The organism is Paenarthrobacter sp. YAF11_1, assembly GCF_052113445.1.
Taxonomy (GTDB): Bacteria; Actinomycetota; Actinomycetes; order Actinomycetales; family Micrococcaceae; genus Arthrobacter.
The window spans coordinates 279,247-291,230 of record NZ_JBFRDF010000004.1 but is presented as its reverse complement, the minus strand read 5'-3'; the positions used below and the strand labels follow the sequence as shown (position 1 = coordinate 291,230).

The 11,984-nt window shown below is 63.7% G+C and carries 12 protein-coding genes and 1 pseudogene; 5 read left to right on the top strand and 8 right to left on the bottom strand.

The genetic code is table 11. The annotated features are described in order from the left end of the window. Window positions 1–30: 30 nt before the first annotated feature. The 3 genes from AB4Y77_RS08915 to AB4Y77_RS08905 form a co-directional block, all read right to left on the bottom strand. Window positions 31–801: a VOC family protein gene (locus AB4Y77_RS08915; RefSeq protein WP_442013644.1), complete on the bottom strand. Its 771-nt coding sequence runs from the start codon at window positions 799–801 to the stop codon at window positions 31–33. Further along, window positions 798–1,580, bottom strand: a complete 783-nt coding sequence (locus AB4Y77_RS08910) for a VOC family protein (protein WP_442013643.1) — start codon at window positions 1,578–1,580, stop codon at window positions 798–800. The genes AB4Y77_RS08915 and AB4Y77_RS08910 overlap by 4 nt, the downstream gene beginning before the upstream one ends. A gap of 184 nt (window positions 1,581–1,764) precedes the next feature. Beyond that, window positions 1,765–1,989, bottom strand: coding sequence for a DUF3073 domain-containing protein (locus tag AB4Y77_RS08905; protein WP_024818182.1), 225 nt, complete (start codon window positions 1,987–1,989; stop codon window positions 1,765–1,767). 242 nt (window positions 1,990–2,231) lie between these two features. Between AB4Y77_RS08905 and AB4Y77_RS08900 the strand changes: the two genes are divergently transcribed. Beyond that, on the top strand, window positions 2,232–3,155 hold the full coding sequence (locus tag AB4Y77_RS08900; protein ID WP_442013642.1) for a septum formation family protein: 924 nt from the start codon (window positions 2,232–2,234) through the stop codon (window positions 3,153–3,155). Between the two features lie 82 nt (window positions 3,156–3,237). Here the strand turns inward: AB4Y77_RS08900 and clpB are convergent, their stop codons facing one another. Continuing rightward, window positions 3,238–5,895: an ATP-dependent chaperone ClpB gene (gene clpB, locus AB4Y77_RS08895; RefSeq protein ID WP_311213530.1), complete on the bottom strand. Its 2,658-nt coding sequence runs from the start codon at window positions 5,893–5,895 to the stop codon at window positions 3,238–3,240. Window positions 5,896–6,065: 170 nt separating this feature from the next. Between clpB and AB4Y77_RS08890 the strand changes: the two are divergent. Both AB4Y77_RS08890 and AB4Y77_RS08885 read left to right on the top strand, forming a co-directional pair. Then, window positions 6,066–6,554: pseudogene (locus AB4Y77_RS08890) on the top strand (MSMEG_1061 family FMN-dependent PPOX-type flavoprotein); the annotation flags it as partial. Next, window positions 6,542–6,682 (top strand): hypothetical protein, encoded by a 141-nt coding sequence (locus AB4Y77_RS08885; protein WP_442013641.1) that lies wholly within the window; start codon window positions 6,542–6,544, stop codon window positions 6,680–6,682. The pseudogene AB4Y77_RS08890 and the gene AB4Y77_RS08885, both read left to right, overlap by 13 nt. Window positions 6,683–6,685: 3 nt before the next feature. On the opposite strand, the gene AB4Y77_RS08880 is transcribed toward AB4Y77_RS08885, so the two are convergent. From AB4Y77_RS08880 to AB4Y77_RS08865, 4 genes are read right to left on the bottom strand one after another with little or no spacing between them, the layout of a single operon-like run. After that, entirely contained in the window at window positions 6,686–7,774 is a 1,089-nt protein-coding gene (locus AB4Y77_RS08880) for a sulfate/molybdate ABC transporter ATP-binding protein (RefSeq protein WP_311213528.1), read from the bottom strand. Next, on the bottom strand, window positions 7,771–8,586 hold the full coding sequence (locus AB4Y77_RS08875) for an ABC transporter permease (RefSeq protein WP_442013640.1): 816 nt from the start codon (window positions 8,584–8,586) through the stop codon (window positions 7,771–7,773). Before AB4Y77_RS08875 ends, AB4Y77_RS08880 begins: the two co-directional genes overlap by 4 nt. A 16-nt stretch (window positions 8,587–8,602) precedes the next feature. Beyond that, window positions 8,603–9,403: a molybdate ABC transporter substrate-binding protein gene (gene modA, locus AB4Y77_RS08870; protein WP_311213526.1), complete on the bottom strand. Its 801-nt coding sequence runs from the start codon at window positions 9,401–9,403 to the stop codon at window positions 8,603–8,605. Continuing rightward, a complete protein-coding gene (locus AB4Y77_RS08865) occupies window positions 9,400–9,810 on the bottom strand; it encodes a TOBE domain-containing protein (protein WP_311213525.1) in 411 nt (136 codons plus the stop codon). The genes modA and AB4Y77_RS08865 overlap by 4 nt, the downstream gene beginning before the upstream one ends. 288 nt (window positions 9,811–10,098) lie before the next feature. Between AB4Y77_RS08865 and AB4Y77_RS08860 the strand changes: the two genes are divergently transcribed. Together AB4Y77_RS08860 and AB4Y77_RS08855 are read left to right on the top strand one after the other, a co-directional pair. Continuing rightward, the gene (locus AB4Y77_RS08860; RefSeq protein ID WP_442013639.1) at window positions 10,099–11,274 is read left to right on the top strand and encodes a sensor histidine kinase; all 1,176 of its coding nucleotides are present in this window, start codon (window positions 10,099–10,101) and stop codon (window positions 11,272–11,274) included. After that, window positions 11,271–11,921, top strand: a complete 651-nt coding sequence (locus tag AB4Y77_RS08855) for a response regulator transcription factor (protein ID WP_311213523.1) — start codon at window positions 11,271–11,273, stop codon at window positions 11,919–11,921. Before AB4Y77_RS08860 ends, AB4Y77_RS08855 begins: the two co-directional genes overlap by 4 nt. Window positions 11,922–11,984: the final 63 nt, after the last annotated feature.

The following is an 11,984-nucleotide window of genomic DNA, read 5'->3' as shown; positions in this document are numbered from 1 at the left end:
ACTGCCGGGCCGCTCTTTTGTTGCCTGGTTCTATGTCTGGATCAGGCTCAGGACTCCGCCTTGCGGATCCTGGATGGTGGCCAGCGATCCCGTCCCGGGCTTGTCCTCCGGCTCCACGAGGAGCTCTCCCCCGGCTGCGACTGCCGCTTCCACGGCTTGACGCAGGTCCGCCACACCGAAGTAGACCTGCCAGCTGGCCTCATCCCCCTCATCGGCAGGAACGATGCCAGCCACCTCGTCGCCCTTGACCATCAGCGTGCTGTAGCTGCCGCCGTCGTCCTGCGGATACTCGGTGACCTCGTGACCGAAAAGCTGCTGAAAAAACGCGACGGCGGACTGCGGCTCGGGCGTCGACAGTTCAGCCCACGCCAATGCGCCGGGCTCGTTGTACAGGTGGCTTCCCAGGTGCGTTCCAGCCTGCCAGATACCCGTGGTTCCGCCGCCGGGAGGTTCGATGAACGCCAAGACCCCCGTGTCCGCAACTGCTTCGGGACCAAACTGGAGCTTTCCGCCGGCGTGAACGGCGTCGTCGGCAATTTCGTCAGTGTCCGTGGCAGCGATATAGATGTTCCACTGGCCATGCGTTCCGGCCGCCTCCTGCATGGGGTTCTGCGGTGCGATCACGGCCACCAGCTGATCCTTGACGAAGGCTTGCGCGTAGCTTCGGCCGTCAGGAGTGGGCAGGTCCTTGAAATTCCATCCGAACACCTGCTGATAGAAATCCTTGGCCGCGGCCACATCCCTGGTCTGGAGGTCAGCCCAGCACGGCTCCCCGCTGGCGTAGTGCTTCCGTGCCGTCATGCTGCGAGGCCCGTCATGATGCTGAACGCTGCCCCGGCAGGATCCATGAGGACAGCCATGCGACCCACTCCCGGCACGTCGAAGGCGGGGGCGATGACGTGGCTGCCCAACTCAACCGCCTGCTCCACAGTGGCATCGATATCCACCACGTTGAAGTAGGTCATCCAGAACGGCGACAAACCCTCGATGGGCAGCTTCAGGGCACCCGCAACTCGTTTCCCCTCGACCAGCAGGCTTGTGTACTCCTGCAGGTCACCTGCCGGTTCAGTTTCGCTGGTGCACCCTGTCACAGCCTCGTAGAACGCTACGGCCTTGGGGACGTCATTTGTTTGCAGCTCATTCCAAATCATGGTCCCCGGTTCATTGATCAAACCTGATCCCGGGTGGTTGCCTGCCTCCCAGAACCCGATCTGGGCTCCGGTGGGATCTGTGGCGAAGAACATACGTCCTGAACCGTTGGGGACCGAGTCAGGAGGGGAAAGTAGGGTTCCTCCAGCAGCTTCCACGCGGTGGGCCGCTTCGTCAGCAGAGTCCACAGCCAGGTAGTTTGCCCAGTAGGACGGCATCCCTTCAGGAGCATCGGGCATCTGCTGCATCATTCCGGCAATGTAGCGGCCCTTGAGCTTGGCCATGTAGTAGGTCATGCCGTTCCCGGCGTCCATGGCATCCAGCTCCCATCCGAAGAGGTCGCTGTAGAACTTCCTGGAAACGTCAATGTCGGTGGAGGAGAGGTCCACCCAACATGGTGTCCCCTGCTTGTAGCTGTCAGCCTCCGGCATGGCGTTCCTTTCGATGCGCTCGAACCTCCAGCCTACGCAAAAAAGGGCCCTCAGGGTACGCCAATGAATGACGTGCCCTGTGGGCCCTTTTCAAAAGATATACGGCATCCGAAAATGCGCGTTGACCTTGAAGTACGACGGCGGTCCACAACTCAGTGCCTACGGCACCTGTTGGTTGCGACAGCTATCCGATCCGGCGGGTGTCAACCTCGTCGTCGTCGTCTTCCGCGTACTTATCCTCATAAGCCGAATAGTCCGGCTCCGGGGGATCTTCGGGGAAGTGGCTCTTGACACGACTGGACGGACCCGTGAGCTCCCGCTCAAGTGCCGAATAGTCAGTGTTCGGGGAGTAGTACTTAATATCCCGAGCCTGCTTGGTAGCTTTTGCCTTTTGACGGCCGCGCCCCATGGCGTGACCCCCTTTTGTACTTGGACCGGAGGTGGTCACCTTGGCTATCGGTGAGGCCCCGGAATGTTTGGTCAATTTGTCGTATGTCTAGATTACATGCTTTCAGGGGTGCCTGCGTGCCACCACGGGCCCGCGTCGATGGCGGCTCCGGCCAAAACCACGGCCAAACACCTCCCCGGGGGCCAAAAATTGGGTAGAGTCTGCCTCAATGCGGCGTCACAGCAGGAAGGCACACCCCGGAAATGAGCCAGGACAACACTCCACCACGCGATGGTTCACCACGCGAAGAGGACAAGGATGGGGTGCCGCCCGCGCCCAAAAACCCCCCGCCCGCCACTGGTGAGCAGCCGCCCAGGCCCTCTGGTGGGGATCCGCATAGGGCTCCGGGCGAGCAGCCTGCTGCAGTTGGTGAGCAGCCACCCGCAGCCCCGTTGACGCCGCCGTCTGGACTTCAGCCGGATCCCGCGCCGGAACTGGACCCCGACTTCGTAGCGGACCCAGGTTCGCAGCCGGATCCCGCGATGCCGCCCACCGGTGGGCAGGCGCCTTCCTACGCCATGCCGTATCCGGGCCAGCAGCCTTATCCCGGGCAACAGCCGGATCAGGAGCAACAGCCGTATCCAGGGCAAGAGTCACCTCCGGAACCCCACGGAGATCCCGTCAAGAGGCAACGCTTGGTCATCGGTGGGATCGTAGTGGGCGTACTCGTACTTATTGGCGTGGTCATCTGGGTACTGCTGAATCTGTTGGGAACCCGCCCCGAAGCCGCTGTCACCACTCCGAGCGCCACGGCTACCCCGGGTCCACTCCCCCGTGACGCCAACTCCAAGGACTTCCAGGTGGGCGACTGCTTCGCCGACTTTGATCCCAATGCCAGCGAGGCACGCGCCGTAGCCTGCGATACCGAACACTCGGCCCAGCTCATTGGAGTGCACGCGTACCCGGGCGACGATTCCTTCCCCGGGACCAACGCCCTGCGGGACAAGGGTCGCGAGGTGTGCAAGGCCGCGGTGGCCAAGCTCAACGAGGCCGCCGATAACTACGTACTGCTGCAGCAGAACGTCTACCCGAGCACCACCAGTTGGGATCGGGGCGACCGTCGCGTCGATTGCTTCATCGTGGTGGACTCAGGCAACACCATCAAGGAAGACCTCCTGCAGAAGTAGCCCGCGGCTGGCAGCTTCGGGCTACTTCTGCCCAGCCTTACTTCCGGCGGGGCCACTTCCGCCCGGCCCCATTTCCGGCGGGCTACTTCCTACGTACCGTGAGGCCCGTTCCTACGGGAGCGCCGCCGTCGGGCCCGGTCAGTGCCTCGAAGCCCTCAACGGTGAGCTCGTCCAGGTCGGCTGCGGTGTCCACCAGCACGGTGTCTCCGTCGCTGATTTCGCCGGCGAGGATCTCCTTGGCGAGGCGGTCGCCGATCTCCCGTTGGACGAGCCTGCGAAGGGGCCGGGCACCATAGGCGGGGTCGAACCCGGACATGGCCAACCATGCACGCGCTCCGTCCGAAACTTCCAGGCTCAGACGGCGATCCCGGAGTCGGTTGCTGAGCTCGGCCACGTGGAGCTCCACGATCCGGGCAAGTTCCTCCACGGAGAGCGGATCGAAGAGCACGATCTCGTCCAGGCGGTTCAGGAACTCCGGCTTGAACGATGCCTGCACCACAGCCATGACTGCCTCGCGCTTGGCCTTGGCGTCCATGGTGGGGTCTACCAGGAACTGGCTTCCGGAGTTGGACGTCAGCACCAGGATGGTGTTGCGGAAGTCCACGGTGCGGCCCTGACCGTCGGTGAGGCGGCCGTCGTCGAGGACCTGCAGGAGGATGTCAAAGACCTCCGGGTGTGCCTTCTCCACCTCGTCCAGCAACACCACGGAATACGGCCGGCGCCGCACAGCCTCGGTCAGCTGGCCGCCCTCCTCATAGCCGACGTATCCGGGAGGGGCACCCACCAGACGGGCTACGGAGTGCTTCTCGCTGTACTCGGACATGTCGATCCGGATCATGGCGCGTTCGTCGTCAAAGAGGAAGTCCGCGAGGGCCTTGGCCAGCTCCGTCTTACCCACACCGGTGGGGCCAAGGAACAGGAACGAACCCGTGGGCCGATTGGGGTCGCTGATGCCGGCGCGGGCGCGGCGCACAGCATCGGACACAGCCTGCACAGCCTTGCTCTGTCCGATCAGGCGTTTGCCAAGCTCCTCTTCCATGTGGAGCAGCTTCTGCGACTCGCCTTGCAGCATGCGGCCGGCCGGGATCCCCGTCCAGGCGGAGATCACCTCGGCGATATCGTCAGCGGTCACGTCTTCAGCAACCATCAGCTCGGGCTTTGACTCGCTCCGGGCCGACTCCTCCTCGGCGGCGGCGCTCAGCTCGCGTTCCAGAGCGGGCAGTTCGCCGTAGAGGATCCGCGACGCCGATTCGAGGTCGCCTTCGCGCTGGGACTTGTCCGCCGCGGAACGCAGTTCGTCGATTTTCGCCTTGAGGTCACCCACGCGGTTGAGCCCGGCTTTCTCAGCTTCCCAGCGCGCATTCAAGGCGCTGAGTTCCTCATTCTTGTCGGCTTTGTCCGCGCGGAGGGCAGCCAGCCGTTCCACCGATGCGGGATCGGTCTCGCCTTGCAGGGCCAGCTCCTCCATGGTCAAACGGTCGACGGCGCGGCGGAGCTGGTCGATCTCCTCCGGCGCGGAATCGATTTCCATGCGCAGCCGGGACGCGGCCTCATCCACGAGGTCGATGGCCTTGTCCGGGAGTTGGCGTCCGGAGATATAGCGGTTGGACAGCGTCGCTGCGGCCACCAACGCCGAGTCGGCGATGGCTACTTTGTGGTGCGCCTCGTAACGCTCCTTCAGGCCGCGGAGGATACCGATGGTGTCCTCCACGCTGGGCTCGCCCACGTAGACCTGTTGGAAGCGGCGCTCCAATGCGGGGTCCTTCTCAATGTTTTCGCGGTATTCGTCCAAGGTGGTGGCGCCGATGAGGCGCAGCTCGCCCCGGGCCAGCATGGGTTTGAGCATGTTGCCTGCATCCATGGCGCTCTCGCCAGTAGCGCCGGCACCCACTACCGTGTGGATTTCGTCGATGAACGTGACGATCTGGCCGTTGGAGTTCTTGATCTCTTCAAGGACAGCCTTCAGGCGCTCCTCGAATTCGCCGCGATACTTTGCGCCGGCCACCATGGAGGCGAGGTCCAGGGCGATGAGCGTCTTGCCGCGCAGGCTTTCCGGAACGTCACCGGCCACCATGCGCTGGGCCAGGCCCTCAACGACGGCTGTCTTACCAACGCCGGGCTCACCGATGAGGACGGGGTTGTTTTTGGTGCGGCGGCTCAGGACTTGGACAACACGGCGGATCTCGCTGTCGCGCCCAATGACCGGGTCCAGCTTGCCGGAGCGCGCCACGGCAGTAAGGTCGGTACCGAATTTCTCCAGCGCCTGGAAGGTGTTCTCCGGGTCCGGCGAGTTGACGTTCCTGTCTCCCCGGACACCCGGCAAGGCGGCAAGCAGCGCCTCATGGGAGGCACCGGCGTCGCGCATTAACTTTCCGACGGCGTCGCTTCCGGCCGAGAGGCCCAACAACAGATGCTCTGTGGAGACGAAGGAGTCACCGAGTTTGTCGGCCTCATTCTGGGCAGCCTGGATGGCCTGCATGGATTGGCGCGACAACTGCGCCTGCTGGACAGAACTGCCCGAGGACGACGGCAACGCTTTGATGGCCGAGCTGGCTTGCACGCTCACGGCATCGGGGTCGGCACCGGTGGCCCGCAGCAGGGCCACCGCAACACCCTCACGCTGGTCCATCAGCGCCTTCAAAAGGTGCGCTGGCTCCAGCTGCGGATTGCCGGCGGTCGAGGCATTCATGGCGGCCGCAGAAAGGGCCTCCTGGCTTTTGGTGGTGAATTTGACGTCCAAAGAGTGCTCCCTTTCTGGAGTGGATCCGATGCTTTCAAAGTTGAGTCTACTACGCTCAACTTTGATTTCCTGCCCACTGTGTTCCATGTTTGCCCACGGCGAAACCAGTGTCCAGATAAAACCACGGCTATGTGAATAACCGGTAGCTCCCGCACCCGTAGGCTGGGGCCATGGACACCATTTCAAGCGCGGACGAACTCGAAGAACTCATAGGCCTGCCCCTTGAACGCGTGCGAAAGAAGGTGCGTACGTCACTCAGCGGGTTCGATCGCCAGTGGCTGGCCGCGAGCCCCTTCTGCGTGGTGTCCACCACCGACGCCCAGGGTCGCGTGGACGCCTCTCCCAAAGGGGACCCTGCAGGATTCATCCACGTCCTGGACCACCACACCATTGCCATCCCGGAACGGCCCGGAAACAAGCTTGTCTTCGGTTTCCACAACATTCTGGAGAACCCCAATGTCGGCATCCTGTCCGTGGTCCCGGGCCGGACGGACACCTTGCGGATCAACGGGACGGCCCAGATTGTCCGGGATGCCGATTTCTTCGATCACATGGTCGTCAAGGGACATCGGCCGCGCGCGGCCATTGTGGTCACCATTGACGAAGTCTTCACGCACTGCGGTAAAGCCTTCATGCGCAGCGGCTTGTGGCAGCCGGAAACCTGGGAACCGGATGGCCTGCCCAGTATCGCGGCCCTATCCAAGGCTACACCCAGCCGGAAACGCCGCTCGAGGAGCTGGAGTCCTACTACGGACCGTCCTACGCCGAGCGGATGTACCGGGACTGAATGTCAGGCCGGGTACAGCGAGACCAGCGCGGACTTGACCACGAACCTCACCTCCAGGCCGGGCACCAGGCCCAGATCGGCAGAGGCGGCCGGGGTGATGTCGGCGGAAAGGACCTGCGCAGCGTGCCCCAGGCTTGCGCGCACCCTGATCTGGTCGCCGTGTGGTTCAAGGTCCGTGATGACCACGGGAAAGGAATTGCGCGGGCTGCCGTGCACCTCAACGGGGAAAACGGAAACGCTCGACGGCGGGAACGCTGCCACGCCTGCCTGGCCGGGCTGGGGTGACCAGCCGGGATCGTGCTGGCCGGCGAAAACCCGGCCATCCGGCGTCGTAATTCTGTCCTCGCTGAGGGTGCCGGCAACGAGGTTAAGCCCTGCCAGGCCGGCTGCGAAGTGGCTTCTGGGCCTTTCAAGGACTCGGCGCGTAGGGCCTTCCTCGGCGATCCTTCCGTTTTCCACCACGATGACGCGATCGGCAAGCATGTAGGCGTCCAGGACGTCGTGCGTGACGATAATGGCTTTGCGGTCCTGGAGCACCCTTTTAAGCACGCGGCGCAGCAAGGGAGCCGCGTGGATATCCAGCGCGGCCATGGGCTCGTCAAGAAGGAGGAGCTCCGGTTCGGCTGCCAAGGCGCGGGCCACCGCAACCCGTTGGGCCTGCCCGCCGGACAATTGGGCGGGCTTCCTGTCGGCCAGGGGCGAGGCATCAACCTCCGCCAGCCAGTGCCGGGCAGTTTCCCGCGCGTCCGCCTTCGAAGCCCCCGCACTGCGCGGTCCGAACGCCACGTTGTCCAACGCGTTCAGGTGGGGAAACAAGAGCGCTTCCTGGGCGAGCAGCGCAGTCCCACGAAGGTGCGGGGGGCTCCAGAAGTGAGTGCCGCCGTCGAGGTTGAACAACTGACGGTCACCGTTTTTGGCTGTGCCCATTTTTGCCGCTCCGGAGTCCGGTCGCAGCAGCCCGGCGATCACACCCAGCAACGTCGATTTTCCCGCACCGTTCGGACCCAGGATGGCAACGGTCTCGCCGTCGCCGAGCCTGAAGGACATGTCGAAATTCCTGGCACCTAGACTGGCCTGCAGTTCGAAGCTCACGATTGGACCTCCACGCGCTGAATGCTCTGCCGGCGGCCGTAGCTTAGCCCCACCACAGCAACCGCCACGGCCACCAGAACCAAGGACAGCGCGACGGCGGCATCGGCGTCGGTCTCGCGCTGCAGATAGATCTCCAACGGCAACGTCCGGGTCACCCCCTCCAGGCTTCCGGCGAACGTCAGGGTAGCTCCAAATTCTCCGAGGCTGCGAGCGAAGGACAACACGGCACCGGATGCGAGCCCCGGCAGGACAAGTGGCAGCGTGACACGACGGAGGACCGTGGTGGGTCGCGCGCCGAGTGTCGCTGCGACGGCTTCGTACTTGTTTCCGGCCGATCTCAGCGCCCCCTCCAGACTGACCACCAGGAACGGTAGTGCCACAAAGGTCTGAGCCAGGACCACCGCGGTAGTGGAAAATGCAATCTGGATGCCGGCCACCTCCAGGGATTTCCCCAGCAGGCCCTGCCGCCCAAACGTGTACAGCAGCGCGATGCCCCCGACGACGGGCGGAAGCACCAGCGGCAAGAGGACAAACGCCCTCAGCAGCCGCTGGCCTGGAAAGTGGCCGCGCGCCAGCACCAACGCCAAAGGAACACCCAGCACGACACAGAGCACGGTGCTGGCAGCCGAGGTCCGCAGGCTCAGGCTCAGTGCTGCGAGCGAGGACTCCGAGGTGATGAGTGGAATGAACTGCGGCCAGTTGACCTTGGCCAGCATTGCCACCAACGGCAGGACCACCAGCAATCCTCCGACAGCGGCCACGGCATAGATCCACCGCGGGATGCCGTTGTACCCGGAGGTGTCTCGTCTCATCAGCGTTCCCGGTCCGCTACGGCGTGCCGAAGCCGGCGTCGTTCAGGATCTTCTTGCCGTCGTCGCCGGCGACCATGGCAATGAATGCCGCCGCCAACTCCTTGTTCTTGCTGGTACCCACTGTGGCTATGGGGTAGGTGTTGACGGCTTGGTCTGATTCCGGAAAGGGGATGCCCCTGACCTTGTCGCCGGCTCCCTTGACGTCGGTGACATAGACCAGGCCCGCGTCGGCTTCCTGGGAGGTCACCTTACCCAGGACATCGGTCACGGACGATTCCTCGCTGACCGGGCTCAGGGTGGTTCCGGTTGCCTTCTCGACGGCGTCCGTTGCTGCCCCGCACGGCACCTGACTCGCGCAGGTGACCACTTTGACTCCAGGTTTGACCAAGTCGGCAAAGGAAGAGATCGACGCCGGATTGCTGGGTGGGACGGCAATCTCCAGGACGTTGGTGGCGAAGTCGGTCGCCGTACCATCCACGAGTTTGGCATCGGCAAGCTTGGCCATGTTCTTGGTGTCGGCTGAGGCGAACACGTCAGCGGGGGCGCCTTGGGTGATCTGGGTGACCAGGTCGGAGGAGCCGGCGAAGCTCAGATTCACCTTGGTGCCCGGGTTCTTGGCTTCGAAGTCCTCGGCCAATTGCGTGAAGGTCGTTTTCAGGGAAGCTGCGGCGAAGACGGTGATCTCCCCTGATAGCTGCCCCGACGTGGCACTGCCGCTGGTAGCAGGTTCAGTGGTGCCGTCGGCGCAGCCTGCCAGGCTTGCGACCAAGGCTCCCGCAACCAACAACGCTGTGAACGGCATACGGGTGATGCTCATATGATGCTCTTTCCCTGAGGGGTTTCGATGATGACTGTGGTGGCCTTGACCACGGCGGTGGCCACCGAACCAAGCTCCAGGCCGAGCTCGGTTACGGCTTCACTGCTCATGAGTGACACCACCCGGAAAGGACCGCATTGGAGCTCTACTTGCGCCATGACCTTGTCCGCGGTAATCCCCGTGACCAAGCCGACGAACCGGTTCCGGGCCGAGCTTCCTGTCCGGGAGGGATCATCGGGAAGGTGGGATTGCTCGCGGGCAAGCGTTGCGAGTTCAAGCCCGTCCACTGCGAGGCGTCCGGCCGGGTCCTTCTGGGCGGTCAGCGTTCCGTTTTCCGTCCAGCGCCTCACGGTGTCGTCGCTGACACCGAGGAAGCGGGCGGCCTCGGAGATTCGTATTTGCGGCATGGAATGAGTGTAGTTCCGTATTTGCGGGTTGGGTGCCGTCTTTTCAACGCAAACGTAATATGACTGCTTAGGGCCGCGGCGCACCCCTTCCCGCCGGGCGCACCCTTTCGGCGTGACGGGCGCTACCTTTGCCGCCCGACGCAACCTTAGGCGCTGGTGCGTTAGGCGCGAAGTGGTGCGCCGCCGTCGTACGCAACCTCAGCACCTCGGACGAACTTACTCCGCCTCACGGGTGAAACCCGCCGAAACGGCGCCGACGCCATGTCCGGGCACCCTAGTGTTGAGGACATGTCCACGAGCATCCAAGCCCTCCGCCCCGCAGCCGCACCAATCGTTGCCGCTGCCATGCTCGTGTCGCTGATGATTCTCGACGAGCACGGCTTCGATTCTGCGAGCGCCGTCCTGTTTGCGCTGACGGCAGCGGTGGCCGCCGCGGAATTAATACCGGTTCCGGCCTTCATCTTCGCGTTCGCAGCCTTGGGGCTCCAGGCGTTCGGAGTCTTCCCGAGCGTGATGATGACCGGCGCGACACAGTTCGTCATGCTCCCCGTTCTCGTCTTCTTCGCAACCCTGGGCTGGAAGGAACCGCAACGGTGGCCGCTCCCCGTCGCCGCTGTCGCCGCCGCGGGGATGGTGGCAGTGAACTGGTTCGCTGACACCAGCTGGATCAATTTTGTGTTCGGCAAACAACTCGCTGAAGCAGGAACTTTCCGGATCGCGTTGTATGCCTTCCTGGTTTTTGCTTCCTTCACCGCCCTCAACCTTGCGGGGTGGGCGGCAGCAACCACTGTTCGGCAGGCTGCCGTCAACCGGCAGGCCAAAGAGCAAGCTGAATCGCGCCTCGAATCGACGGCCGGCGCGTTGGTCGTTGAGCAAGAGCGCAACAGGATCGCCCGGGAATTGCATGACGTCCTTGCACACTCGTTGGCCGTGATCACTGCGCAGGCCGAAGGTATCCGCTACGTCCACCGGACCGAGCCGGAATCAGTGGAGGAAGCGGCCGGCATCATTGCATCGTCGGCCAGGGGCGCGCTGCAGGAAACCCGGCGGCTCGTCCAGAGCTTCGGTTCTGAGCTCGACGGCCCTGCTCCCGGCACAGCGGACCTCCCAGCCCTCGCCGAACGGCTCCGCAGCAGCGGCATGCCCGTGGAACTTCACACCTGCGGCCTGAAAGGGCTCTCGCCCGTGGAGGATCTCACCGTGTACAGGATCGTGCAGGAGAGCCTCACAAATGCCTTCAAGCACGGAGACCGCAGCGCGGGCGCCACTGTGACGGCGCATCGCGACGGCACCGGCCTGCGTCTGACCATCCGCTCAAGGCTGGCCGACGGCGGAACGGAACTACCGCCGTCGGGAACGGGCCGCGGCATACCCGGCATGCGTGAACGCGCGACGGCGGCAGGCGGCCACCTCTCAACGGTCACCAACGGCCAACTCTTCGAAGTGGAGGCGATCCTGCCATGAGTAGGACAAAGATCCGTGTGGCACTGGTGGACGACCAGCCTCTCTTCAGCGCCGGCCTGAAGATGATCCTTCGCAGCCAGCCGGACCTGGACCTGGTGGGAGAGGCAACGGACGGCGAGCAGGCCGTTGCCCTCGCCGCGGAAGTCGGGCCGGACGTCATGCTGATGGATATCCGGATGCCAGTGATGGACGGGATTACCGCCACCCGCCGGATCACGGACAGCACGGGCCAGACCAAAGTCATAGTCCTCACCACCATCCAGCACGATGAGGCAGTGGTCCGGGCGATTCAAGCCGGTGCCGGCGGTTTCCTCACCAAGGATGCAACACCGGAATTCCTGCTGGCAGCCATCCGGACTGTGCACTCGGGCCACGCAGTCATGGCACCATCGGTGACGAATGAACTGCTTCGCGACTACACCACCCCTTCGGCCGCCAATTCGTCCGTACTGGAGCCGTTGTCCGCCCGCGAGCGCGATGTGTTCATGCTGGCGGCCAAGGGCCTGGCCAACGGGGAGATCGCGGCATCGCTGGTGCTCAGTGATGCCACCGTCAAGACCCACATCGGCAGCATTCTTTCCAAGCTCACTCTCAAGAACCGTATACAGCTGGTGGCATTTGCCTATCAGAACAGGCTGCTCGGCTAGTTCTACCTGACTTACCTAACGCCCCGGGACTACCGGGTCCGGCCACCGCATTGCCAAAAAGCA